The 25,469-nt window shown below is 63.7% G+C and carries 18 protein-coding genes; 13 read left to right on the plus strand and 5 right to left on the minus strand.

Annotated features, from left to right (window positions below; all coding sequences use genetic code 11):
- Nucleotide 1: 1 nt before the first annotated feature.
- The 3 genes from QWU44_RS04080 (at nucleotide 2) to QWU44_RS04090 (ending at nucleotide 5,790) form a co-directional block, all read left to right on the plus strand.
- Entirely contained in the window at nucleotides 2-2,398 is a 2,397-nt protein-coding gene (locus QWU44_RS04080; protein ID WP_370914448.1) for an Ig-like domain-containing protein, read from the plus strand.
- A gap of 50 nt (nucleotides 2,399-2,448) precedes the next feature.
- On the plus strand, nucleotides 2,449-4,695 hold the full coding sequence (locus QWU44_RS04085) for an Ig-like domain-containing protein (RefSeq protein ID WP_370914449.1): 2,247 nt from the start codon (nucleotides 2,449-2,451) through the stop codon (nucleotides 4,693-4,695).
- A 108-nt stretch (nucleotides 4,696-4,803) separates the two neighbouring features.
- Nucleotides 4,804-5,790, plus strand: a complete 987-nt coding sequence (locus QWU44_RS04090; RefSeq protein WP_370914450.1) for a S66 peptidase family protein — start codon at nucleotides 4,804-4,806, stop codon at nucleotides 5,788-5,790.
- A gap of 64 nt (nucleotides 5,791-5,854) precedes the next feature.
- Here the strand turns inward: QWU44_RS04090 and trpS are convergent, their stop codons facing one another.
- Nucleotides 5,855-6,895 (minus strand): tryptophan--tRNA ligase, encoded by a 1,041-nt coding sequence (gene trpS / locus QWU44_RS04095; RefSeq protein WP_370914451.1) that lies wholly within the window; start codon nucleotides 6,893-6,895, stop codon nucleotides 5,855-5,857.
- Nucleotides 6,896-7,133: 238 nt separating this feature from the next.
- Between trpS and QWU44_RS04100 the strand changes: the two genes are divergently transcribed.
- The gene (locus tag QWU44_RS04100) at nucleotides 7,134-10,415 is read left to right on the plus strand and encodes a cobaltochelatase subunit CobN (RefSeq protein ID WP_370914452.1); all 3,282 of its coding nucleotides are present in this window, start codon (nucleotides 7,134-7,136) and stop codon (nucleotides 10,413-10,415) included.
- A 40-nt stretch (nucleotides 10,416-10,455) separates the two neighbouring features.
- Here QWU44_RS04100 and QWU44_RS04105 read toward each other — a convergent pair whose 3' ends face one another.
- On the minus strand, nucleotides 10,456-10,773 hold the full coding sequence (locus QWU44_RS04105; RefSeq protein ID WP_370914453.1) for a hypothetical protein: 318 nt from the start codon (nucleotides 10,771-10,773) through the stop codon (nucleotides 10,456-10,458).
- A gap of 131 nt (nucleotides 10,774-10,904) precedes the next feature.
- The gene (locus tag QWU44_RS04110; protein ID WP_370914454.1) at nucleotides 10,905-11,177 is read right to left on the minus strand and encodes a hypothetical protein; all 273 of its coding nucleotides are present in this window, start codon (nucleotides 11,175-11,177) and stop codon (nucleotides 10,905-10,907) included.
- 114 nt (nucleotides 11,178-11,291) lie between these two features.
- On the opposite strand from QWU44_RS04110, the gene QWU44_RS04115 reads away from it, so the two are divergent.
- A complete protein-coding gene (locus tag QWU44_RS04115) occupies nucleotides 11,292-12,200 on the plus strand; it encodes an ATP-binding protein (RefSeq protein WP_370914455.1) in 909 nt (302 codons plus the stop codon).
- Complete coding sequence (locus QWU44_RS04120) at nucleotides 12,197-13,753, plus strand: VWA domain-containing protein (protein WP_370914456.1); 1,557 nt, start codon at nucleotides 12,197-12,199, stop codon at nucleotides 13,751-13,753. Before QWU44_RS04115 ends, QWU44_RS04120 begins: the two co-directional genes overlap by 4 nt.
- A gap of 88 nt (nucleotides 13,754-13,841) precedes the next feature.
- On the opposite strand, the gene QWU44_RS04125 is transcribed toward QWU44_RS04120, so the two are convergent.
- The gene (locus tag QWU44_RS04125; RefSeq protein ID WP_370914457.1) at nucleotides 13,842-14,609 is read right to left on the minus strand and encodes a trypsin-like serine protease; all 768 of its coding nucleotides are present in this window, start codon (nucleotides 14,607-14,609) and stop codon (nucleotides 13,842-13,844) included.
- Nucleotides 14,610-15,022: 413 nt separating this feature from the next.
- Here QWU44_RS04125 and fucO point away from each other — a divergent pair, with 413 nt between their 5' ends.
- On the plus strand, nucleotides 15,023-16,174 hold the full coding sequence (gene fucO, locus QWU44_RS04130) for a lactaldehyde reductase (RefSeq protein WP_370914458.1): 1,152 nt from the start codon (nucleotides 15,023-15,025) through the stop codon (nucleotides 16,172-16,174).
- Nucleotides 16,175-16,312: 138 nt separating this feature from the next.
- Here the strand turns inward: fucO and QWU44_RS04135 are convergent, their stop codons facing one another.
- A complete protein-coding gene (locus QWU44_RS04135; RefSeq protein WP_370914459.1) occupies nucleotides 16,313-18,319 on the minus strand; it encodes a YncE family protein in 2,007 nt (668 codons plus the stop codon).
- Between the two features lie 254 nt (nucleotides 18,320-18,573).
- Here QWU44_RS04135 and QWU44_RS04140 point away from each other — a divergent pair, with 254 nt between their 5' ends.
- The 6 genes from QWU44_RS04140 (at nucleotide 18,574) to QWU44_RS04165 (ending at nucleotide 25,363) form a co-directional block, all read left to right on the plus strand.
- Entirely contained in the window at nucleotides 18,574-18,783 is a 210-nt protein-coding gene (locus QWU44_RS04140; RefSeq protein WP_370914460.1) for a hypothetical protein, read from the plus strand.
- 658 nt (nucleotides 18,784-19,441) lie between these two features.
- Nucleotides 19,442-21,211, plus strand: a complete 1,770-nt coding sequence (locus QWU44_RS04145) for an L-fucose isomerase (protein WP_370914461.1) — start codon at nucleotides 19,442-19,444, stop codon at nucleotides 21,209-21,211.
- 36 nt (nucleotides 21,212-21,247) lie between these two features.
- Nucleotides 21,248-22,708, plus strand: a complete 1,461-nt coding sequence (locus tag QWU44_RS04150; RefSeq protein ID WP_370914462.1) for a rhamnulokinase family protein — start codon at nucleotides 21,248-21,250, stop codon at nucleotides 22,706-22,708.
- Nucleotides 22,709-22,777: 69 nt separating this feature from the next.
- Nucleotides 22,778-23,443, plus strand: a complete 666-nt coding sequence (locus QWU44_RS04155) for a class II aldolase/adducin family protein (RefSeq protein WP_370914463.1) — start codon at nucleotides 22,778-22,780, stop codon at nucleotides 23,441-23,443.
- Between the two features lie 45 nt (nucleotides 23,444-23,488).
- Nucleotides 23,489-24,880 (plus strand): sugar porter family MFS transporter, encoded by a 1,392-nt coding sequence (locus QWU44_RS04160; protein ID WP_370914464.1) that lies wholly within the window; start codon nucleotides 23,489-23,491, stop codon nucleotides 24,878-24,880.
- Between the two features lie 57 nt (nucleotides 24,881-24,937).
- Nucleotides 24,938-25,363 carry an RbsD/FucU family protein gene (locus tag QWU44_RS04165; protein WP_370914465.1) on the plus strand — a complete coding sequence of 142 codons (426 nt, stop codon included), beginning with the start codon at nucleotides 24,938-24,940 and terminating at the stop codon, nucleotides 25,361-25,363.
- Nucleotides 25,364-25,469 lie beyond the last annotated feature (106 nt).

Below are 25,469 nucleotides of genomic sequence, written 5' to 3' on the forward strand. Positions count from 1 at the left end.
CATGCCACGGATCCCCCACCTCGCCACCGTTACAACTGTGTCTCTGGTCGGCAGCCTTCTACTCGCACCGGGTGCCTTCGCCGCGGAGAGCACGACCACAACGACAATCCCCCTCACATGCCAGGCAATCCCGAAGACCAGCCTCGCCGGAGCACAGGACTTCTCCACTGGTGCAGAAGGCGTGACCGTCGACATCATCGCCCCCGAATCCGTCGACATCGGGGAGGACTTCACGGCACAGATTTCTATCCGACCCGTACAGATCAACGTCAGCGGGCTCCCCGCGGGCGCCACGATCAACGAGCTCTCCCGCATCAAACTCGATGTAGCCATTCCCGATGGACTGACCTACCTGGACAACAGCCTGGACACCAGTGATTCCAACCTCACAGGCCTCCAGATCAAGCGGATCAACGAGCGGGGACGGGAGGACGAAAACGGACGGTTCCTTCGTGTAACCAGTGCAGACAACGCGACCATCGGTAATGGCCCCAACGCCAGCACAGATGCATCGGGTGGGGTCAAACATGTGGTGAAGAACGGCAAAATCGATATGAGGTTTCCCGTCGTAACGCTCAGGTTCCGCGCAGAGCAGGCCGGCACAGTACCCCTGGGGGTAAGGACTGCCGGAGCCGCACAAAATTATGGCTCCGACGAGAACTTCCTCACGATGCTCGCCAAGATCAATGTCCCAGTTCCCTTCGTAGGCGGCACCTTCTGGGCGCCGACACGCTGTACCCCGAGAGAGAACAAGGATGCCGCGATTGCACCCCAGGCTTCCGCGCTAGCGACAGTCCGGGTGGTCGACAGCGGACCCGCCGTCGACACGGGCCTGGCCGTATCCGCCTCCGAAGCCACGGCGGGCATTCCTACCACCGTCACCGCACAGGTGACTCCTGAACAGGCCAACGGAACAGTCACCTTCGCCATCGGAGGCTCCACGGTCCAGGCTCCGGTGGCGAACGGCACCGCCACCGCCGAGCTCACGTTCCCTTCCGTGGGCACCCATGAGCTCACCACCACATTCACCCCGGGCAAGCCCCGCCGGTTCAATCCCTCAACCTCCACCACACGGGTCCAGGTACAAGGACAGGACTCGAAACTCTCGATCGTGGCTCCCGATGCCGCCCGGGCGGACACCTCCATCACCGTGGCTGCCACAGTGGACCCCACCGCCAGCGGAACCATCGCCTTCCGCTTCGATGACAACGACGCGGTGACTGTCCCCGTGAAGAACGGCCGCGCCAGCACGTCACTGACTGTTCCGACTACGCCCGGTGAGAATGAACTCATCGCCACGTTCACCCCTGCCGAAGGATCACTGTTCGCAGAGGCAGAGATACGCTCGAACATCACCATCACCGACGCCACCTACACCGTCCTCACACTCGAAGGACCGGAGAGTACGGTCCGACCGGGCGAACAGACCACGATCATCGCGAAACTCCAGCCCGTCGACGGCACCACCACCGCAACCGGCACCGTCACCTTCACCGTTGACGGAACCAGCCGCAAGGTCGAGGTGAGCGACAACACCGCCACCTTCACCTTCACCCCGGACCGGGCGGATTCCTTCACCATCGCCGCGGCATTCGCTCCCGGCGACGACACGCAAACGGCAGCCACCTCGGAGTTCACGCTCACCGCGGCAGCGACGGAATCATCGTTCGCGCTTGAGGCACCGGATCTGGTCCGCCCCTTCGAGGAGGCATCATTCGGGGTCACCGTGACTCCCGCCGCCGACGGAACCCTCACCGCCACCCACGAGGGCCGCTCCACGTCCGTTCCGGTCACCGCCGGTACCGCGACGCTACCGCTGACGTTCACGCGCAGCGGTACCCAGCCGGTGTCTCTCAGCTTCACTCCGGCAGAAGGCTCCTCGACTAAGGGAGTCACGCAATCCATCACCGTCGAGGTCACGACGGTCAACTTCGAATCCGCCAGCGTCGGCATCGAGGCGCCATCGACGATCGAAGCCGACACCCCGCTCCCCCTCACCGTCACCGTCACCCCGGACAGCGGACCGGCGCAGGCGGTATCCGGTTCCCTCTCCTTCGCGGTCGACGGTGAAGAGCTGGTCGACGGTGAGGGCCGGGCCATCACCATGCCGGTGTCCGGAGGGAAGTCCACGGTCAACCTGACCTTCGTCCACGGTGGTGAACGCACTGTCACGGTCACGTTCACCGGTGACAACGGTGTCACCGCGACCGGAACCCACACGGTCACCGTCACCGGAGGCACGCAGGCACCGGGCGGCAGCTCCGACATCACCATCAGCTCCGGGTCCCCCACCAGTGAGGAAGGGACGAACCCCTTCTCGGCGCTGCTCGCCCTCATCGCCCCCTTCTGGGCGTGGCTGCAGAGCCTCTTCGCGAAGCTCTTCGGCGGATCCTCCTAAAACACCCTCCATCATTCACACCACGCACTCCACGGGAGAACTGAGCAACAATGAACGCCATTATTCGCACCACCACAGCAGCGGGAGCTGCGCTGTGCCTGGTGCTGGGAATCAGTCAGGCCACGGCCGCAGCCGCCGAGCTCGAGAGCACCACGCGGCACACCGAGGTCACCTATTCCTGCGAGCATGATTTCGCCTTTTGGGGAAATAACAAGCAGGATGTGTCCCTGAGTCCTGAAATGATCAGCGCCACCTATCCGGAGATCGTCAAACCCGGAGAAACCTTCACCATCACACTGCAGCCCGGGGAGTGGAGCACCGAGGAACAGCTCGGCCGCATCCGCTACGACATTGCGCTCCCCACCACCGGCACCATCCAGAAGGTGGAGCTTGCAGACCAGGGAAGCAATGTGCAGGGCACCAACGCCGAGATTTCCGTGATCCGGGTGAACGACAAGGGGGAGGAAACACCTGACGGCCGTTTCGCCCGCATCTCCGCCGGTAACCTCACCATCGACAACGGCCCCAAGGCGGACAACGGCAACAACGCGGCCACGGGACTCACCGCGGAGAAGGGCGCTCACTTCCGCCTGCCCGGCGTGATGATCACCATGACCGCCCCGGAGACCTCCGGTACAACCATCACCACGGGGCTCCGTAACGCGGGAGGCGGCGACAAGGTATCCACCCTCTCCCTGATCGAAGTCCGCCCGGGTTCGTGGTGGGGTTTCAACAATGACGGTATCAACTGCACGGCCGACGCCGCCGGTGCTGAGTTGGGCAACATGGTCGTCGGCCCAGTGGACTCCGCCGTTACCTTCATCAAGACCGATCCAATCGAACTTTTCTACGACAACCCCCACCTCATCTCAAATGACCTGTCTGTCAAGGTCAACCACCCGGACGGTTCAGCGATCTCACACGGTAAGGTGCGTTTCACCGTCGGCGATCAGAGTGAAGAGGTAGAGGTGGTTGACGGACGCGCCAGAATCACCGACATCCAACTCCCGGTCCCTGAAGGCAGGGAGCCTGCCGTTTATGAGGCAACGGCCACCTACCTCGGAGTGGATGGTATCTACCGCCCTTCCACCGCCTCTGAGACAGTCCCTGTCATTGTCGCTCCCAAAGCCCTGGATGAAGTTCAGGGCACCATCTCCCTCAACGCTGTTCCCGATTATGACGACCTGCTCATCTCGGACGTCACGAATATACCGGTAATACTCACTGCCACGGTCGGGTCCGATGACGGGTCTGCACTCCCTGATGGGCTCACCGTGAATTTCCGCATCGACGACATCAATCTCGGTAGTGTGAGAGTCAACAATGGCACGGCTTCTTTCCTGGCGTTCGTGACCAACGAAGCGCACAGACATACCGTCTCCGCCACGGTCAACGACCACACGACAGACTCCGTACATTTCACGGGAGCCACCGCAGATACCCAGGTAGATATCGTCCCCGTCGCACAGGGTGACATCACGCTGAACCTTGAGCCAAAACAAGCATCACTCGGTGACACCGTGACGCTGCGGGCACAGTACACCGCGTTCGGAGGCACACCCGAGGGCGCCGAGGTGATCTTCCGCAGCAACGGTGTACGCATCGGGACCGCCACCACCGATGGAGACGGAATTGCCACGCTGACCCATCAGATCCGCCAGTCCGGTGACATCACCTTCACCGCTTTCTCCCCAGAACGTATCGCAGGGGACAACCGCCACTACAGCTCAGCGGAATCAGATGGTCGAACCCTGACCGTCGACGGCCCGGAAACCCACACCTCCCAGACCACACTGACCCGCACCGTTCCCGTCGAGGGCAGCAAGCTCACCGCCGGTGACGAAGCAGAGTTCACGGCAACCGTCGACACCGGCAACGACACAATCAGCGGAACCGTGTCCTTCTACGCCGACGATGTCCTTCTCGGAACCGCAGATCTCGACCCCGCATCGAAAACCGCCGCCTTCCGGCATGTCTTCAGCAGCCCCGGCGACGTCACCGTCCATGCGCTATTCGGAGGTGGAGAGGTCCAGACCGATGGCATCACCACCGCGACCTACACGCCTTCTCAGTCTGAACCGCTGACCTTCACCGTGGAAGCCCGCAACGTCGTGGTCCCCGGGCCCGGCGCCCCCGGCGATCCCACCCTGCCCGGAGGATCCTCCGCCGGGGAATCAGGTTCCTTCCTTCAGAAACTGTTCGGTTTCCTGGGACTTGCATCGTTCACGGACACCCTCTCGAAGATCCTTGCCGCAATTCAGAGCTTCTTCGCCGGACTCGGTTTCGGAAAGGCTTGATACCTCTTCCTGACCGCTTCTCCGCTATGGCCCGGCACACATCGTGCCGGGCCATAGCTGTTGTTCCCACCGACATGAGACCCGATTCTCTCCCTTACACTGACCTCCATGAGAATCGCCGTGCTCTCCCCTGCCTTCGCCGTGCCCGCCGTGTTCCCCGACATCCATGAGCAGGCCATGTCCCGGATGCGAGGACTGGGCTGGGAACCCGTCGAGTACCCCACGACGAGGAGACTCAACGCAACGCCCGAGGACCGGGCCGCCGACATCCACGCGGCGTTCACCGATCCCTCGATCGACGCTATCTTCGCCACCATCGGCGGCAACGATCAGATCACCGTGATCCCGCATCTCGACGCCGACCTGATTGCGGCACACCCCACGCCGTTCTTCGGCTACAGCGACAACACCAACCTGCACAATTTCCTCCACAACCTGGGTATCCCCAGCATCTACGGTGGTTCCACACAGGTGCACCTGGGATCGGGCAGCGGTATCGACGACGCCCACCTCCGCACCCTGCGCGCCGCTCTTGCCGGGGAGAGCATCGAACTGACCGCTCCCTCGTGGGGAGCGAGCGTGGGGATCAGTTGGGAGGATCCCCGATCACTCACCGAGGACGGCCCACGCCACGCCCCGATCCCGTGGCAGTGGTCCGGCTCGGCGGAACGCGTCAGCGGCCGCACCTGGGGTGGGTGCATTGAGGTACTCAACCAGATCGCCATCGCCGGACGACTGCCAGAGCGTATCGACGGCACGGTGCTCCTGCTCGAGGCGTCCGAAGAGCTCACCCCCGCCGGGCGTATCAATGACATCGTGCGGGCGTTCGGCGAACGCGGTTTCCTCCGGCAGGTGGTGGGCGTCCTCGTTGCCGCGCCGCCCACCACCAATATCGAGGGGCACACCCTGGACCCGGACACCTGGCGCGATACCGTTCTCGGCACCATTGCCCACTATGCCCCGCACGCGGTGTGCTGCTTCGGGGTTCCCTTCGGGCACACCCTGCCACAACTGGTCGTACCCTACGGCGGGCGTATCACCCTCGACGGGCGACAACAGCGCATCTGGGCTCACTACGAGGTCGCCGGGAGCTAACCTCACTACGTGTCGACGGCCGCGAACCTCCGGGAGGCGCGGCCGTCGACACGTACAAACCGGGCTAGGTGCGGCGCAGGAACCCGATGTTCTCGTAGACGTCGGCGAGCGTGCGGGAGGCCACCTCACGCGCCCGATCTGCGCCCTGCGCAAGCACGCGCTCCAGCTCGGCGCGGTCCGACATGTACATGTCATACTTCGCGCGCAGCGGAGTGACGAACGCCTCCAGAGCCTCGGCGGTGTCCTTCTTCAACTCGCCATAGCCGGAGCCCTCGTAACCGGCGACGAGATCATCGATGCTCGTGCCCGTCAGACCAGACTGGATCACCAGGAGATTGGAGACACCCGGCTTGTTCTCCTTGTCGAAGCGGATCTCCCCGTCATTGTCGGTGACGGCGCTGCGGATCCGCTTGGCGGAGACCTTCGGGTCATCGAGCAGGTTGATCAGGCCCTTGGGGTTGTCCCCGGACTTGCTCATCTTCGCGGTCGGTTCCTGCAGATCATAGATCTTCGACGCACCGGTCGGAATGAATCCGTCGGGCACCGGGAACGTCTTCTTGAACCGGCCATTGAAGCGCTCCGCGAGGTTGCGGGTGAGCTCCAGGTGCTGGCGCTGGTCCTCGCCCACGGGCACGAGCTGCGGACGGTAGAGCAGAATGTCAGCGGCCATGAGCATCGGGTAGGCGAACAGTCCTGCGGAGGTACGGTCGGCACCACGTTTGGTGGACTTGTCCTTGAACTGCGTCATCCGCGACGCTTCACCGAATCCGGTGAGGCAGGTGAGCACCCAGGCGAGTTCAGCGTGCTCCGGTACGTGGGACTGAACGAAGAGTGCGGACTTCTCCGGGTCAATCCCGAGTGCGAGGAGCTGCGCGGCACCGCCGACAGTACGGGCGCGTAGTTCCTTCGGGTCCTGGTCAACGGTGATCGCGTGAAGATCAGGGATGAAATAGAACGCCTCGAACTCATCCTGCAGGTTGATCCACTGCTTCAGCGCACCCAGGTAATTACCCAGGTGGTAGGAGTCGGCAGTCGGCTGGATACCGGACAGCACGCGCTGCTTCTTCGTGGATCGGTTCTGCTCGGAAGGGTTCTGTTCACTCATGGACACCACTGTAGTCCGGGGCTGTTGGCGGAGTTCAACAGAAGGTGACCGCCAGTGTTCCCGCTGAGTCGAGGATCAGTTAGCCGTCACTTCGGGAGTAAGCCGGCGGCGCAGGGATGTGGTGAACCTCTGCGAGAGTTTGACCGACTGGGTCGGTAGCTGTCCATCGACTGATTTTGAGGCCACTAAGGTAGGGAACGATCACCACCCACCGCATCCACACGGAGCTGCACCACACATGACCACCACCATCGTCGCCTGGGGTTTCACCGGCCCGGCACTGCTCACCATCGGACGGGCCGCAGATGAACTGGCCCGGGAGCACGGTGTACGCCTGATCCGTGTGCCACTTGACGATGATCTTCCCCCGGAGGCCGACGTGGTGTGGGTCCAGGGTGCGATGAGCCCGATGCTCGGGGAGCGGGTTCTCGACGCCGTCGGTGAGCGCCCCCTCTTCTCTTCCCCGCCGGTGGCGCAGTCCCTCCAGATCGCCACGGCACACGGCACCGGGATGGGGCGTCCACCACGCGATCCTTCGCCGGAGGCGCGGATAGCGCTCGCGCTGCGTCTGGTCACACCGGGCCGACTGGTGTACGCGGGCCGACTGTCGGCCCTAGTCGCGGGCCACACCGATATCGACCCGGGACCGATGCCCGACGACATCCCACGCGGGCTCTTCGACACCGGTCGCGGGCCAGAGCACCCGGTGGGCACCTGCGGGATCATCGGCACCGGCCTGAACGTCGCCGCGGGTGACGACAGCTACCTGCGCACGGTCGCGGAAGCCCTGCACCGGCGGGGCGTCGGCACCCACACGTGGCTCGGCTCCCCGGAGGACATGCCGAAGGACATGAAGGACCGGGTAGACGTGTGGCTGAATCTCACCGGCTTCACCGCCTGCGGTAATCACGGGACACCCGCCACCGACAGAGGCGTGGCGCTCGCCGAGGAGACGGACGCACCGTTGCTCACCCCGGTCCCTCTGCAGCGTGGCACGCTATCGGACTGGCACGCGGACCCCGGGCCGGTCGGCTTGTGGCCCGCGGCGGTGAGCATGAACATCGCCGTGCCCGAGTTGGAGGGAGCCACCGTGCCGTGGGTGTTCATGGGCCGCGACGCAGACACGAACCACCTCACCCCGGACGACACGGCGGTCACGCGCCTGGCGGAACGGGTACGCCGCACTATCGACCTACGCCGGGCGCGGCCCGCCGACCGGAAGGTGTCGGTGACGATCTTCGGCTACGACGGCGACGGCACCATCGGCACCGCCGCGCAGCTCGACGTCTTCGCCTCCCTCCACGCATTCCTGCATCGCCTGAAGGACGAGGGCTACACCGTCGAGGTACCGGACACCATCGAGGAACTGACGGACATCCTCGTTGGCGACGGCGCAGGCGGAGCACGCTCGCAGGCCAGCGAACTCGCTCGCTGGCGGGCCACCGAGTACGCGAGGGTGCTGGGTGAGCACGCCGCGCGCATCGACACCCCCTGGGGACGGCTGCCCGGGACCGTGGACACCGACGGGCGTGACCTGATCATCCGAGGCGCCCGCTTCGGCAACGTCATCGTTGGCGTGCAGCCGCAGTTCGGGGACGTTTCCGACCCGGCTGAGCTGCTCATGGCGAACGACTCCACGCCGTCGCACAGTTTTGCCGCCTACTACCTGTGGTTGGAACACGTCTTCGGCCACGACGTGATGCTGCACTTCGGCACCCACGGCGCGCTCGAGTTCATGCCCGGCCGCCAGACCGGGCTCGCCGCCGCCGACTGGCCGGTCCTGCTCACCGGCTCCGTTCCGCACCACTACCTGTATGTGATGGCGAATCCGGGCGAGGGCACCATCGCGAAACGACGCGCCGCGGCGAGCCTCATCACCTACCTCACCCCGCCGCTGGCGGACGCCGGACTGTACGGCGCACTGGACGAACTGGCCGAACTTCTCGACACCCACCTGTACTCCAACACGGGACCGGGACCAGTGCCGCAGGAGATCATCGACGCCGCGCTCCGCGCCGACTTCACCGAGGACCAAGCACAGGATCCGGTCGCGCTGCGGCGCGAACTGGAACGGGTACGCCGCTCCCCCATCGCCCTCGGCCTGCACACCGTGGGTCGTCCGATGGAGCAGCAGCAGACGGCCCGCTCCCTGGAACTCGCCGCCACGTACCTCGCGGACACCGGCGAGGCGGAGCGCACCGCGATCCTCGCCGACCTGGAGGAGAAACTGCAGTCCAACACCGAACTGGACGCCCTGGTCCGGGCACTCGCGGGCGGCTACACCCCACCGGTCGTCGGCGGTGACCCGGCACGCCGCCCCGACGCCCTGCCCACGGGGCGGAACCTGCACGCCATCGACCCTGTCTCCGTCCCCTCCGACTCCGCCATCGCACGGGGCAGGAAGACCGCAGAGAAGCTCATCACAGCGCACGTCGACACGCACGGGAGCTATCCGGAGTCGGTGGCGATCGTGCTGTGGGGCATCGACAACATCAAGACCGGCGGCGAGGGCCTCGCCCAGGCCTTCGCGCTACTCGGCGTGGAACCGGTCGCCGGACCCCGGGGCCGCGTGGACACCTTCCGCATCCTTTCCCCCGAGGAGCTGGGGCGCCCCCGCGTGGATGTGGTGTGCACCCTGTCCGGCGTGTGCCGCGACGTGCTGCCGCAGCCGGTGCAGCTCCTCGACGAGGCGGTGCGCGCCGTCGCGGCACTCGACGAACCCGATGAACTCAACCCCCTGGCCGCCCACGCCCGCGCCCACGCCGAGGAGATGGACACCACGGCGGTGGAGGCCGCGACCCGGATCTTCTCCGCGGCGGCCGGGTCCTACGGCACCGGGGTGAACAAGCTGGTGCAGGCCAGCGACTGGGACGGCGAGGAGGATCTCGCCGAGATGTACCTGACCCGCATGGGCCACGCCTGGGGCACCGGCGCCGACGGCGCGGACGCGGGCACTGTTCTGCGCAAGGTGCTCGGCACCGTCGACGCGACCTTCCAGAACATCGACTCGGCAGAGACTTCCATCGCCGGAATCGACCACTACTTCGAGTTCCTCGGCGGGGTGACCAGTGCCATCACCCAACTCCGGGGCGACGCCCCAGCATCCTTCGTCTCCCAGTCGTGGGCAGCCGACGTCAACGTCGGCACGCTCCGGGACGCGATGCAGCTCGAATCACGCACCCGGCTGCTCAACCCGAAGTGGGTCGAGGGGCAGCTCGCCCACGGCTACACCGGTGTCGCACAGGTTCGGACCAGGCTCGAGAACACCTTCGGCATGCAGGCCACCACCGGCACCGTCGACGGCTGGGTCTTCGACCGCGCCGCCGAGAACCTCCTCCTCGACGAGGACATGCGCCAGCGCATGCAGCGGGCCAACCCAGCGGCGGTGAACTCCATGACCAACCGCCTGCTCGAGGCCGCCGACCGGGGACTCTGGGACGCCGACCCGGACACGCTCGACCAGTTGGAAGACATCGCCGACCAGTTGGATGGGGTGCTGGAGGGTATCGAGGAGATGTGAGCGGGGACGGAGTGCCCCGGGACACGACGCTGGGAGACCGTCACGGCTTGGCGTCAAGTATCTCCCGCACCCTGGACCGGTAACTCAGGACCGTGTGCAGATCCCGGTTGAGTATCGCGGCCAGGCGCATGGTGTCCTCATGCGCCGCCTTCGCGTACACACGTATCCGCTGCCCCGGCAGGGGAAACCCGTTGATCAACGGCTCATGGTGGGCGACCCTATTACGGAGTTCGTTGACCCTGCTGACAACGGCGAAGGCGTACTCCCGGTTCCAGCGTTGGTTCTCGGCCCCTCGCCAGAGAACGGCACCGAGAAAGCCTTGACGAGGACACCACGCCACAGCACCTCGTAGTCGCATTTGATTCTCCGGGGTTTCTTTCCCGCATAGCCCCCTTCGTCGAGCAGTCCGCGCCAGAAGCCGAACATGCACTGGGCGACGAGCCTGTCCGCGGCCTTTTCCGTGATTCTCCGTCAGCGTACTGGGGGTGTTCAGGGGTTGGTCATCGAAGTGTTCCTGTACCACTCACAGACCCATTCATCCTCCAGCCGGGCGGACATCGCGTTGCGCAACGCCACCTTGAGGATCGCGAGGTCCGCGAAGAAAGCCGCCGCCAGCTCACGGTCCCACAGATACAGTGCATGTACCCGATCACCGTCCCCCTGGGCGGCAGCCAGGTAGATTCCCATCCGCGCCGGTGTGATCGACCGTTCCCGCGCGGTACCCCGGGGACCGCGCCTGCGATTCTCATCCTCGCAGACCACGGACAGTACCCTGCAACGTCGGGTGCGCCGGGTACCGCATTCGCCGGAGCCACGGCCCCGGCAAGGTACCCTGATGCCGTACATTGCTGTCCCCCGACTAGGAGCCCCTGACCAGTGCCCACTTACCCGTTCACCGGAATCGTCGGCCAGGACGAGATGAAGTCCGCTCTGCTGCTGTGTGCCGTGGATCCGCTGATCGGCGGCGTGCTCGCGCTCGGCGACCGGGGCACGGGCAAGACCACCACGGTGCGTGCCCTCGGTGCCCTTCTGGAAGGGGCGGGGCTGAGCACTCCGGTGGTGGACATGCCGCTGGGTGTGACGGAGGACCGGGTGATCGGTTCCCTCGACATCGATGCCGCCCTCGCGCGCGGGGAGACGAAGTTCCGCCCGGGGCTGCTGGCCGACGCGCACGGCGGTTTCCTCTACATCGACGAGATCAACCTGCTGGACGATCACCTGGTGGACGTGCTCCTCGATGTCGCGGCGTCCGGGGTGAACATCGTGGAGCGTGAGGGCGTGTCGCACACCCACCCGGCGCGGTTCGTGCTCGTGGGGTCGGGTAACCCGGAGGAGGGTGATCTGCGGCCGCAGTTGCAGGACCGGTTCGGATTGGCGACGTGGGTCACCACCATCACCGATCCCGCGGTCCGCCTGGAAATCGTGCGCAACCGTCTGGCCTTCGACCGTGACCCGGATTCCTTCCTGGAGTCCGTGTCCACCCGGCAGGGTGAGCTGGGTGAGCGGGTGGTGTCCGCCCGCGACCTGCTGCCCGAGGTGACACTCGATGACGGACTACTGGCACGGATCATCGAGGTTTGTGCCGCCGCGGGCACCGTCGGGCACCGGGCTGAACTCGTGGTCAGCCGGGCCGCCGCGGCGCACGCCGCACTCGATGCCAGGACCTCGGTCGAGGATCGGGACGTGCATGCCGTCGCGAAGCTGTGTCTGCGGCATCGTGTCGCCCGCGAGGCCTTCGAGACGCCCGCGGACGTGGAGGAACGGCTGGATTCGGTGCTGGCGTGATCTCCTCCGAGCTGCGCCGCTGGTTGGATGCCTGGGCTCGTGCACTGCGGGTGGGGCTGGTGGTCACCGGGGACCCGGCCCTCGTCGACGCTGCCTGGCCGACGCTCCGGGAACTGGCCGGGGGTGTGTCGATCACGCCCGGGATGGAGCTTCCGGAGATCAACCGGACCACCGGGTCCACGCCGACGGCGGTGGTGGCGCACGGTGACGTGCTCGCTGCAGAGCAGGCCGCCGCGATCACGAGCCCCCGGGTGCTCGTCCGCGCCACCAACCTGAATGAGGTGCCAGGCGCGCTGCTGGACCGCTGCCACCTGATCCTTCCGTTGACGGACCACGCTGGCGATGAATCGGTCACGGTGCTCCGCTCGCTTCTCGACGGCCCCCCTACCCGCGGCGTCATCAGTAACAACGCCGACACCACGGCTCCCAGTGCGGAAGTCCCTGTCGAGCGGATCGTGGACCTTCTCACCGCCTCCGGCCTCGCGGCCCACTGCCTCGACGTCCCCGCCGCACGTTTCGCCACGGCACTCGCCCGGACCGGTGCCGGTGCCGATGAAATCCTCGCCGCGGTGCACGCGCTGATCATCGCACCCCGGGTTCCGGACGCCCCGCCACCGGCGCAGCAACCGCCGCCACCTGACGAGCCCACAGAGGAACCGGACCCTCCGGAGGACACAGAGCCGGATCAGGAACCGGAAGAGAAACCGGAACCGCCGCGTCCCCGGGACGATGAGAAACCGGCGCAGGACGCCGACGGGGAGGAGTCCCCTCCCCAGCCACCGCGACTCGGCCGGGGGCGGGCCCGCGGACCGCGCTGGCCGGGCGACGGGGGCGCACTCGAGCCTTCCCGAACACGCGGGCGACCGCGCCGCTCCGTGGCGATGCGGAACCCGGGTGAATCACTCGCACTGTTGCCGACGCTCGCGACCGCGGCCCCCTGGCAACCCGTTCGGCGACGCGGGAACCCGGACGATCCCCGCGGTGTACTCCTGGAACGGGACGATCTGCGCACCCAGGTGCGCCTGTCCCGGGGCGGCGAGCTGGTCGTCATCGTCGTCGACGCCTCTGGCTCGATGGGCGTCGGGGCGATCCGCACGGCGAAGGCCGTGGCACTGGGAGTACTCGAACAGGGCTACCGTCAGCGGAACCGGGTGGCGATCGTCATCGCCCGCGGCCGGGAGGCCTACGTCGGGCTCCCGCCGACGAAGTCCGTTTCCCGTGCCCGTGACTGCGTGCGTTCCCTGCCCACCGGCGGCGGTACACCACTGGCCTCGGCGCTGCTGCTGGCGGCCCAGATCGCCGGAAGGCAGGATCCCGGACGGGTCCGCGGACTGATCCTCACGGACGGCGCCGCGAACGTCGGTCTCCACGCCACGGGAAAAGAGGCCGCCCGCGCCGATGCCGTGCGGGCCATGCGTCAACTCTCATCGAACGTCCACAGCGTGGATGTCGTTCCACTGAACGCGGGCCGGGGACGAGGTCGGCGACGCGGCCCGGGGCACCGTGGCCGTCCGGGAGGAGATGTCGACTGGCTCCGGACTGCGGCGATGTGATGAGGCGGAATAGTTGGTCGAGACGGTGACGGAGATTCATCCCGGCGCTCCCGACCAACGGATACCGCATCGGTTCCCGGGGTCGTGATCAGATACCTGTGACGTCGGTGATCCACTGACGTTCTGCGTCCGAGATGGACATGAACGTGTTGGTGTTTGAGTTCGGCCAGTACGCGACGGTCACACCTGACAGCACACCGTTGCAGATGAGAGATCCCCCGGAGTCACCTGTGTTGAGGAATCCACCGTTCTGCCCTTTTCCACGGAGCTGGGAAGCGTTCGCACTCGTGATGTTGGTGTGTGCTCTGGTGATCCGGAAGTTCAGTCCACGCTGGTGCTTTGCGTACGCCCCGTCTGCGTAGAAGTCATCTTGCCAGAGCCCGTATCCGTAGGCGATGCAGTTGGCGTTCTGCAGTCCTTCGGCTTGTCCACCCCACCGCAGGTTGTATCTGGGTGCCCACCATTGGTCCAGTCCGGGGACATGGACCAGTGCGAGGTCCTTCTTCGGGTCGGGACTGGTCACGATCTCATCGACCGAGGAACTCGGTCCGGAGTAGTAATCGGTGTCCCAGTTGATGTTGGGGTTGCCCCACACGACCTGCGTGGAATCCGTGTTGACTCCAATGTCGTCCACGCAGTGTTTCGCGGTGAGTACCCATCCCTGGCCGATATGGCTGCCACTGCACAACAGATCAGCGGCCTTGTATCCGTAGGCCCATAGCTTCACGGTGGCGGCCTGATTCGAGTTGAATCCACCGACAACCGCTTGTACTGGAACAACGGAAGACACGAGGACCGCAGTTCCGACTGCGGTGGACAGGGCGGCACGTCGGAACTTCTTCAGGAAACTGCTCATGGTGGGCTTCCCTTCACAAAGATATAGGGGCGAAGTCACAGTGAATAATGACTTATAACGCAGATCACTCTGGATAGTACAGCGATGCCCATTGCTTTGTTATGCCTAGTTGACACTTACCGTTGTCCCCGCCCGGCACATCCGAAAGACCGGGGTGGGCCGACCGTAAGAATCTGGTGGTTCACACGCTCCGGACACCTACCCCCTCCCCGCGCGATGGAGTCTCCCGGCCCTCCGGATAACCGAATCCCTACGGCGTATAATTGTTTCTGCGCCCAGTTGGATCATCGGACTTGTTTCTTGCATGCGGTTGAGACAGGTCCCACCATCTCCGGGTGCCCCGCCCGACAACCCGGGCGATATGTGGACCTGTCCGGATCACACGTGGTGATCCAGAAAGTTGGAAAGAAACCATGACACACAGAATGATCTTCAACCAGACGTCCTACTTCGGGCGTGGCGCGATCTCGAATCTCGTTCCCGAGCTGCGTTCCCGCAATCTGAACAAGGTTCTGCTGATCACAGACGCCATTCTCCTGGAGACGGGTGTCACGGCAAAGATCACAGATCTGCTCGACGAGGCCGGATTCCCCTACGAGATCTTCAGTGACGTCCGCCCCAATCCTCCGGTGGAGAACGTCAAGGCCGCAGTCGAGGTGTTCAAGCAGTGCGGTGCCGACGCCTTAATCGGTCTCGGTGGTGGTTCCCCGCAGGACACCGCGAAAGCGGTCGGTATCATCGCGGCGAACCCTGAGTTCTCCGATGTTCTTTCCCTTGAGGGCGTGGCGGACACGAAGAATCCGTCCATCCCGATCATCGGTATCCCGACCACGGCAGGCACCGCTTCGGAGACGACGATTAACTACGTCATCACCGACACGGAGAATCAGCGGAAGTTCGTGTGCGTTGACCCTCACGATATTCCGGTCCTGGCCATCGTCGACCCGGACCTGACCGATTCGATGCCCCGTGGCCTCAAGGCAGCCACCGGCCTCGACGCCCTTACGCACGCCATCGAGGGGTACATCACCAAGGGGGCCTGGGAGTTGTCCGACTCCGTCCATATGACCGCCATCCGGATGGTTGCGGCAAATCTGGAGAAGTCTCTCGACGGCGATGCTGAGGCCGGCGAGAAGATGGCCTACGCCAGTTACATCGCAGGTATGGGATACTCCAACGTCGGGCTCGGACTCGTCCACGGCATGGCACATCCACTCGGCGGGCGCTATCACGCACCGCACGGGGTGGCCAACGGAATTCTTCTCGCTCCGGTCATGCGGTACAACGCGGAGTACACCGGAGAAAAGTACCGGGACATCGCGGACGCATTCGGTGTGAAGAACGCCTACGACATGCCTCTCGACGAGGCACGCACTGCTGCATGCGACGCGGTGGCTGATCTAACCGTTCGGGTCGGCAATCCGACCACGGTCTCCGCGGTCGGGGTCGACGAAACAGGTCTCGACGCGCTCGCTGACGACGCCTTTGCTGACGTCTGCACCCCCGGCAATCCGCGGGAAGCCACCCGGGATGAGATCCGGGAGATCTACGCGTCGCTGCTCTGATCCCAATTCTCTTCATCCGCTGACGGAGGAAGTAAAACGAAGGACCGCCCCGGGACATCAACCCGGGGCGGTCCTTCGTTTTAAACATTTTACGGCAACCGCTCCCTCAGTCGCTTCGAGGGAACGCACCGTTAACTCCTACAGCTTCGGAAGGTTGAAGTGTGCGTGGAGTCCGGCCTGGACCGCGTGGAACAGCCCGCCGATGAGTGCACCGAGGGCGGCGAGCACACCGAGGATGGCGAACAGTCCACCACCTGCGAAGCCGACGCTGGAACTCTTCACGTCAGAGGAGCCGACGGGAGCCTCCGACGAACCCTTGATGTCGGTTGAACCATTTCCTTCGCGACCGACGGTGACCTTGTAGATGGTGTCGTTGTCGCCGAAGTCCCGCGACGGCTTGGTGGTGATGAACACGTTGCCGTTGCCGTCGGTGGAGAGCTGGTTGGGCAGGTAGTCGATCCGGCGGGTCGCGGTGACCTTGAAGGTCTCCGGATCGATCAGGTTCACCGTGGCGCCGAGGCGGTTGATGGAGTAGACCACGTCATTGACTGAATCGTAGAGCACATCCAGCGGGCTAGCTCCGGTGGTGATCGTGGAGATAACCGTTCCGGTGTTCAGGTCGATGACCTTGACCCAGGAAGGCGCCTGCGTGGCGACGTAGAGGCGGTTACGCTTGCTGTCGTAGGCGACACCAGCACCACGATCCCCCTGGACCTCCGGGTTGCCAAGGTCGTAGGTGGTGACCTTGTTGTCGGCGCCAAGCTCGATCTTCGCGGCCGTCTTTCCGGTGAAGTCAACGGTGTAGATCGTGCGGCTGGCCTGATCGAGATTCAGCTCCATCGGCCCCTTCTGGAAGTTCGGGATCGAGATCGAGCCCTTCTCCTCCAGAGTTTTACCGTCGAAGATGCGAATGTTGTTCTCGGAGACATCTGACGTGTTCTTGGAGGTCACATCACCGACATAGACGAGGCTGGTCGTTTCATCAACAACGATGTCACGCGGGTGGGACATGCCCGACACGTTGACGGGGAAGGCCTTCTTCACGTTTCCGGTGGTGGCATCGTACGCGGTGACAGAACCACCGAGGGTACGCCCGACCCACAGGGTGTTGTTCTTCTCGTCAACGGCAATACCGAACGCCCTGTCCTCGCGGGGAGTGACCTCGCCTTCGGGGGTGACGATCGGGTTGAAGTTCGGGTCAACCTCGAGGGTATCGGGATTCAGCTTGAGGATCTGGGAGTGCTCATCGAGGTTGAACGGCGCGCGGGTGACGAACAGAGCATTGAGGCCCTTCGAATACACGGACTGGTAGAGGCCGGGGCTGACCTTCTTTTCCGCGAGGACGTTGATCCTGCTCTCATTCATCGCGTCAACAGCCGGGGTCACACCGTTGCGGCGGGCGACGAGGGTCTTCTCGGTACCGTCGATGAGCCGCAGCGTAGCACCAATACCCTTGCCGATGAGCGACTCATCGTTGGGGATATTGACCTCGGGGACGACGATAGCGCCGTCATCATCAGCGGTGTACGTGACCCCGTCCGGAAGCCAGTTCTGGCCTTCGACACCGACGGCGACCAGAGTCGCACCGGGTTCAAGGTTCTGCAACGTCGCGGTGACAGTGCTTCCGAGGGAGGTGTACTCGATGGCGGGAGCCTCGGTGCGTCCGAAGAGGACGGACTGACGGGCCGCACGGCCACCGACGAATTCAACATCAACGTTACGGGTCACCTCACCTGCGGTGAACACGACAGAAAGAGTTTTGCCGTCAGTGTCCTTGGATGCCGGCGTGATCACCACGGCATCCAACGCACCGGTCTCGGATGCCTTCACAGAATTAACTGCGGTGCCCTTGCCGTCGACAACGACGAAGAACTCTGCGGCTTTTCCGGCGACGGTCACGGTCACATCAGCATCCTTGGGGAAGGCACCTTCACCTGCAGAAACTTTCGCTACGGCAACAGTTCCACGATTGATTCCGGTAGCGGTGACCGTGGCAGTTTCCGAGGCAGCCGTGGTCTCAACGGCGGCGGTCTCCTGTGCCAGGGCGCTCGGTCCGGCGACGGCGATACCACCCGCGAGAAGTGTGGTGGTAACCAGTGCGGCAAGGGCCCGCCGACCGGAACGATGATGCGGCATTACGCTCACGAAAAACTCCTAATAGAGGTTGTCTTCAAAAAAGGGGGAGTGCTTGGAGAAGGGACACCACGGTACAGAATCCATTCACCATCAGCACAGGCTAAGCTAACTCTACCACCGAATCGGGGCAACCCCAGCCCCACGAGAGTGTCAGGAATCACGTAAACCTACGGTTTCCCCCTACACCGCTCAACGCACCCACACCGCCATCCCGCAGATCCCGAAAACCGGTCCCCGACTTCCACTTGCTACGCTTGAGCACCATGAAACGGAAAACGGGCATCACCAAGGTCGAATTGACGGTCGCAAGTATCGCATTCGCACTTGTCCTGTCATGGTCGGCAGGTTTCATCGACACCGCCCACCCGTTCACATCTCTCGGCTACGTGGTATTCACCTCGGCACTCTCAATCCTCGTGTTCGCACTGGTCACCAAGGGCTATAATCGTTTCTTCCGATACCGGGAGAAGTAGTTCACACCGTCCGCACACCCGGACACCGCAACCCCACGAGACGCGATTCTGCCGTGTCCAGACCCCGTGGGCGCACAGCCTCCCCGCGCCCGGAGTCCCGAACCGAATCTGACTGCATTCGATAAGCCACCGGGAGCTAGGCCGCACGGCACGATCGGGACACACCCCACCGAATGCAACGGCGATCCCCTGAGCCAGGAGCCGGAATCGGCAAATCCCCGAAAATGCCGCACCTTGCAGGCCGAAAAAGATCAAACCGCGGGACCGGGGAATAGCCTGCTCACCCCACTCCCGCAGCCACCACCGGCTTGGACAGCCCTCACCGGGTCCCGACCCAGGTGCAACCACACCCCAGAGACATCCCCATATCGATCCACGCAGTACGCGTTGACGTGGAGTGCGCAGAAGATCAATTGTTATCGCTATCAGTTTGTTTTCAAAACCTACTATTTTGCATAGAAATCCCCTGGTAAATCAACTCCACCTGCATCAATGATCAAGTGATACCCATCACCCTTGACAGGGTGCCCCAATAAACGTCACACTTGCACTAAGAACGTTCACACAAGTGAACGGCAGCGGCAAGTAGACACATTAAGACCTGTTCAATGCGATTGCTGGCCGTGAGATCGTTCACACACTCTGGAAAGGATCAATCATGATCAACCATCCGGCAATCGGTATCCGACCCCTCATCGACGGTCGTCTCGGCGGCGTCCGGGAGTCCCTCGAAGAGCAGACGATGGAACTCGCCCAGAACGTCGCGAAGCTCCTGCGCGAGAACGTCCGCTACACCGACGGAGAGCCTGTCGAGGTCGTCATCGCGGACACCACGATCGGTGGCGCCGCAGAAGCTGCCGCCTGCAAGCGGAAGTTCGCCGCCCACAACGTCGGCGCCGACCTGACCGTCACCTCGTCCTGGAACTACGTCACCGAGGTCATGGACCTCGATCCCTCAATCCCCCACGCCATCTGGGGATTCAACGGCACCGAGCGTCCCGGCGCGGTGACCCTGGCTGCGGCACTCGCCGCCTACACCCAGCTCGGAATCCCCGCCTTCGGCATCTACGGCCACGATGTCCAGGACGCCTCCGATGACGGACTGACCGATGACGTCGTCGCGCAGATCCTCAAGTTCGCCCGCGCCGCCATCGCCGTCGGCCAGATGAAGGGCCGCAGCTACCTCGCCATGGGCACGGTATCCATGGGTATCGCGGGCTGCCGCGTCCCCGAGGTCGACATCCTCAAGTACCTGGGCCTGAAGTCCGAGTACATCGACATGATCGAGTTCGACCGCCGCATCACCCAGGGCATCTACGACAAAGACGAGTACGAGATCGCCCGCAAGTGGGTGCGGGAAAATCTCGTCGAGGGCGAGAACCCCAACCCCGAGGACAAGCGTCTCACCGACGCCGAGTACGAGGAGCAGTGGGACTACATCACCAAGATGACCCTCGTCGCCAACGACCTCATGAACGGCAATCCGAAGCTCGCCGAGATGGGCTTCACCGAGGAGTCCCACGGCCATGACGCCATTGCCGCCGGTTTCCAGGGACAGCGCCAGTGGACCGACTACAAGCCCAATGGCGACCTGCTGGAGACCATCCTCAACACCAGTTTCGACTGGAACGGAAAACGTCAACCGTCCATCCTCGCCACCGAGGGCGACGTCCTCAACGGCCTGGCCATGCTGCTCAACAACCTGCTGACCAACCGCGCGCAGCTCTTCAGCGACGTCCGTACCTACTGGTCACCCGAGGCAGTCAAGCGGGTCACCGGATACGAGCTGACCGGCCATGCGGCCCACGGTTTCGTGGATCTGCGGAACTCCGGTGCCACCGCGCTGGACGGTGCCTGCGGTGCCAAGGACGCCGACGGCAATCCCACCATCAAGCCCTGGTGGGAGATGACCGAGGAAGACATCGAGGCTGACATCAAGGCGAGCACCTTCCACGCCGCGATCAAGGAATACTTCCCGGGCGGCGGCTTCTCCACCCACTTCAACACCCCGGGTGACCTCCCGGTCACGGCGTCACGCCTGGTGATGGTCGACGGCCTGGGTCTCGCACTCCAGGTCTCCGAGGGTTGGACGGTCATGGTTCCCGACGAGGTCCGCGACACCATCGCCGACCGCACCAACCCGACCTGGCCGACCACCTTCTTCGCCCCGCGTCTCACGGGCGAGGGCGCACACCGCAGCGTCTACGACTGGATGGACAACTGGGGCGCCAACCACACGGCGACCGGCTACGGCCACTTCGGCGACGAGCTGCTGACCCTGGCATCGATGCTCCGCATCCCGGTGTTCATGCACAACATCGAACCCGAGCGCATCTTCCGCCCGCGGGCATGGTCCAGCTTCGGCACCACCGATCTGGAGAGCGCGGACTTCCGGGCCTGCGCGAACTTCGGACCCCTGTACCGCTGATCCCCCGTCCATCCAACTGAAGTAAGGAAGACTGTCATGTCCCCGAGCCAGTACGCCGCAGTTGCCCTCGATCTCGGGTCCTCCAACGGCCGCGCGATCGTCGGAGTGCTCAACGGCGGCACCCTCAAGATGCAGGAGGCACACCGCTTCCCGCACAAGGTGGACACCGTTGACGGCGCGCTGGCCTGGGACATCGACCGTCTGCTCGACGGCGCGATCGCAGGCATCACCATCGCCCGCACCCGCGTCCCGATCCCGATCAGTTCCATCGGCGTAGATAGCTGGGGTGTCGATTACGCGCTCGTCAAAAAGGACGGGCAGGTCGCACTGCCGGTCAGGTCCTACCGAGACACCCGAATGGCGAAACACCGGGAGAAGTTCGAACAGGCACTGCCCGCCCGGCGCGCATTCGAGCTCACCGGCATCCAGCCTGCGGACATCAATACGGCAAATCAGCTCTTCGCCGACCTTCAGCAGCACCCGGAGCTCGTCGACTCAGTCGAACGTGTTCAGTTGCTCCCCGACTACTTCGCGTCCCTGCTGTGCGGGGAACAGGCCTACGGCCGCGCGATCTGCTCCACCACGGGCCTGGCCACTCCGGGGGCCACCACGTGGTCGGATGAGGTACTTGACGCACTCGGAATCCCGGCGCACTGGTTCTCGGACATTGCCCGCGACTCCGTGGTGCTGGGTCCGGAAACGATCACGGGCATCCCCATGGTTCGCCCGGGTGGTCATGACACCGCCTGTGCCGTCCATGCGATCCCCCACGAGGAGGCGACGGACACCGAATCGGTGTTCATCTCGTGTGGCTCCTGGACCTTGGTGGGTGCCTACACCGATGAACCCGTACTTAGCGACACTTGCTTCACCAGTGGCTTCACCAACGAGGTGCGTATCGACGGCGGAGTTCGATTACTCAAGAACATCACCGGATTGTGGATCTTCCAGGACTGCATGCGCGCATGGCAGCAGGCCGGAAAGAACACCGACCTCCCCGCACTGCTGGTCGCCGCTGAAGCATCGCCCAGCATGGGGTTGGTCTTCGACCCCAATGACGAAGCGTTCACCACCCCCGGGAACATGCCCGAGAAGATCCACATGCGGATGCGTGAGCTTTACGGACGTGAGCCGGAATCCACCGGCCAACTCATCCGGTTGATCCTCGAATCCCTCGCCATCGCCCACGCTAACGCCGTCTCAGAAGTGTCTGAACTGACCGGGGTCAGGCCCCGAGTGGTCAACATCGTCGGTGGCGGATCCAGGAATGGTCTGCTCTGCCAGATGACGGCGTCTGCCACCGGGCTACCGGTCCTCAGCGGCCCCGCCGAAGCTTCCGCCGCAGGCAACCTACTGAGCCAGTTCGAAGCGATCGGTGCGATAGAACCGGGCGAACGCGACGGCATCATCCAACGGTCATTCACTCCCCTGCGTTTCGAACCCCATGACCCCACCCGCTGGAACGACATGCGCCACCGGCTCGCTGCGACGCACTGATCACGCACACCCCAGTGTCGCCACGCGGTGACACCACGACTCAACCCGACAGATTGAAAGGAACATCTCATGTCCAACTCCGAGTACTCCCACCAGGAACTGCGTGACGCCATCTGCAAGGTGGGATACATGCTCTGGTCGCGGACCATGGTCGCCGCCAACGACGGCAACATCACCGCGAAGGTCGATGACAACCTGATCCTGAGCACACCGACCGGCGTCTCCAAGGGCCAGTTGACCCCCGACAAACTGATCGTCATGAACCTGGACGGCGATATCATCGAGCCAGCTCCCAGCGGTATCCACAAGCCCACCAGCGAAGTGAAGATGCACCTGCGGATGTACCGGGTGAATCCCGACATCAAGGCATGCGTACACGCCCATCCGCTGCACGGCACCGCTTTCGCCATCAAAGGTGAGGCATTGACCAAGAAGATGATGCCGGAATCGGTCATCGCCATGCCGGAGATCCCGCTGGCTCCCTACGGAACTCCGTCCACCGAAGCCGTCCCGGATTCCGTGGAGCCCTTCGCATTCACCCACAAGGTCGCACTCCTTGAACAGCACGGCGCCCTGAGCTGGGGTTCCGACGTGTGGGACGCCTACTTCCAGATGGAACGCCTCGAATACACCGCCCAGTTGACTTTCCTCACCCGCATGATCAACGGCGAACGCGAACTTCCCGCCGATGAGATCGAGAAGCTCATCGGTATGCGCGCCCAGTACGGACTCTAAGGTCCACTCTCCCCCCTCCACTCCAGGTCGTTGAAGGACAAGACCATGACGCATTCATCTCCTCCCACAGCACGTACCGCGGACACCACACCGCCGCGGACGAAGCCGATCGTCTACGTGTTCGCCGTTCTCGGCGGCCTCGCAGGTCTGCTGTACGGCTACGACTCCGGCGCCATCTCACTGGCGCTGCCGGACATCACTCGCCAATTCGGACTGAATCCGACCGCCGAAGGCCTGATTGTCTCCTTCCTGCTCTTCGGTGCACTCCCCTCGATCGCGGTTGCCACGGCCTTCGAGAAGAAGATCGAGCGCCGTAATCTCCTGGTCATCGGTGCCGCAATCTTCGGAGTCGGCTCACTGGGCTGTGCATTGGCCCCCAACCCCGAAACCTTGATGGCGTTCCGCTTCATGCTCGGCATGGCGGCAGGTATCGCCAACATGTTCGGCCTGATCTACCTCTCGGAGATCGCTCCGGCGCATCTGCGCGGCATGATGGCCTCGTTGTACCAGCTCTCCGTGAACTTCGGTATTCTGACCTCCTACGCCGTCGGCCACTACTTTTCACTCACCGACCGCTGGCAGTGGACCCTTGGCCTCGGCCTCGTCCCGGCACTCATCTTCGGTATCGGGATGGCCCTGTCACCGCAGTCCCCGAGGTGGCTGATCCGGGACGGGCAGATCGAACGTGCCCGTAAGACCCTCTCCCGGGTCCGGGAGACAAAGGAAGAGGTCGACCGCGAGGTCGCCGACATCCAGAAGTCCCTGGAGCAACAGAGCGCCGGGATAAAAGAACTGTTCGGTACCTTCCGTCCCGTCGTCATCCTCGCCTTCGTCCTCGTGATCTTCCAGGTGTTCACCGGCATCAACGCGGCCGTCTACTACGCACCGAAGATCTTCGAGCACCTGGACATGGGTGCGAACGCCGGTATCGCCGCAAACTACGGCGTCGGTATCGCGCTAGTCGTCTCCACCTTCGTGTCCCTGGCATTCATCGACCGGTGGGGAAGAAAGAAGCTGCTGACGGTATCCCTGGCCGGACAGATCCCGCCGCTGCTGATCCTCACGTTCTTCGCGGAATCCAACGCCACGCTCGCCGTCATCGCGGTCTTCCTCTTCGTGTTCTCCTTCGGGTTCGGACTCGGCCCGGTGTTCTGGACCTACGTCCCCGAGATCTTCCCGCTGCGCGCACGCGCGCTGGGCGTCGGCATCATAACCTTCGCGCAGTACACGATGAACGCCCTACTGTCGCTCATCTTCCCCGATCTCATCGCGGCAATCGGTACCTGGGTGTTCTTCCTCTTCGCCATCATGAGTGGCCTCGCCGTCTGGTTCATCCTGACCCAGGTCATCGAGACCAAGGGCAAGTCCCTGGAAGAGATCGAGGAGTACTGGCAGGAACGCGCGGACATCCCGGCTGAAGCACTCGCCACCAAGTAACTCCCGCTCAACGGAGAATCCCAGACCAATCACAGACGCAGACAAGGAGCAACCATCATGCTGCGCAAGATCCCCAAGATACTGAGCCCGGATCTGGTCCATGTCCTGATGGACATGGGGCACGGCGAAGAGATCGTCGTCGCCGACGCCAATTTCCCCGGAGCCGAGTTCAACGACAACGTCCTTCGTGCCGACGGCCACGGAATCCCGGAAATCCTCGAGGCTATTCTCGAACTGATGCCGCTCGACCCGTACAACGACTGGCAGTTCGCGCTGATGAACACCCTGGGCGATGATCCGACCCCAGAAATCTGGCCGACCTACCGCGAGATCATCGAACGCGCCGAACCCGAGAACCACACGGAAGGACACTTCGACCGTTTCGACTTCTACGACCAGGCCCGCAAAGCACGGGTCGTGCTCATCACCGGCGAGACAGCCCTCTACGGCAACATCATCCTGAAGAAGGGTGTCGTCGTCTGACGACGGCATCAGTCCTCATGCAGCACCCCATGTTCTCTAACGTAGGGTGCTGCATATCTGTTTTAACTACAGGACTAAAATAGGCACCCCAGGGCACCGAGGCACC

The sequence above is a fragment of the Corynebacterium sp. CCM 9203 genome, from assembly GCF_041357675.1.
In the GTDB taxonomy this organism is placed as follows: domain Bacteria; phylum Actinomycetota; class Actinomycetes; order Mycobacteriales; family Mycobacteriaceae; genus Corynebacterium.

Excerpts from the sequence above, each read along its gene's own strand:
- QWU44_RS04080 (WP_370914448.1), top strand. The coding sequence starts at position 2 with ATGCCACGGATCCCCCACCTCGCCACCGTTACAACTGTGTCTCTGGTC.
- QWU44_RS04085 (WP_370914449.1), top strand. The coding sequence starts at position 2,449 with ATGAACGCCATTATTCGCACCACCACAGCAGCGGGAGCTGCGCTGTGC.
- QWU44_RS04090 (WP_370914450.1), top strand. The coding sequence starts at position 4,804 with ATGAGAATCGCCGTGCTCTCCCCTGCCTTCGCCGTGCCCGCCGTGTTC.
- trpS (WP_370914451.1), bottom strand. The coding sequence starts at position 6,895 with ATGAGTGAACAGAACCCTTCCGAGCAGAACCGATCCACGAAGAAGCAG.
- QWU44_RS04100 (WP_370914452.1), top strand. The coding sequence starts at position 7,134 with ATGACCACCACCATCGTCGCCTGGGGTTTCACCGGCCCGGCACTGCTC.
- QWU44_RS04105 (WP_370914453.1), bottom strand. The coding sequence starts at position 10,773 with ATGCGACTACGAGGTGCTGTGGCGTGGTGTCCTCGTCAAGGCTTTCTC.
- QWU44_RS04125 (WP_370914457.1), bottom strand. The coding sequence starts at position 14,609 with ATGAGCAGTTTCCTGAAGAAGTTCCGACGTGCCGCCCTGTCCACCGCA.
- fucO (WP_370914458.1), top strand. The coding sequence starts at position 15,023 with ATGACACACAGAATGATCTTCAACCAGACGTCCTACTTCGGGCGTGGC.
- QWU44_RS04140 (WP_370914460.1), top strand. The coding sequence starts at position 18,574 with ATGAAACGGAAAACGGGCATCACCAAGGTCGAATTGACGGTCGCAAGT.
- QWU44_RS04145 (WP_370914461.1), top strand. The coding sequence starts at position 19,442 with ATGATCAACCATCCGGCAATCGGTATCCGACCCCTCATCGACGGTCGT.
- QWU44_RS04150 (WP_370914462.1), top strand. The coding sequence starts at position 21,248 with ATGTCCCCGAGCCAGTACGCCGCAGTTGCCCTCGATCTCGGGTCCTCC.
- QWU44_RS04155 (WP_370914463.1), top strand. The coding sequence starts at position 22,778 with ATGTCCAACTCCGAGTACTCCCACCAGGAACTGCGTGACGCCATCTGC.
- QWU44_RS04160 (WP_370914464.1), top strand. The coding sequence starts at position 23,489 with ATGACGCATTCATCTCCTCCCACAGCACGTACCGCGGACACCACACCG.
- QWU44_RS04165 (WP_370914465.1), top strand. The coding sequence starts at position 24,938 with ATGCTGCGCAAGATCCCCAAGATACTGAGCCCGGATCTGGTCCATGTC.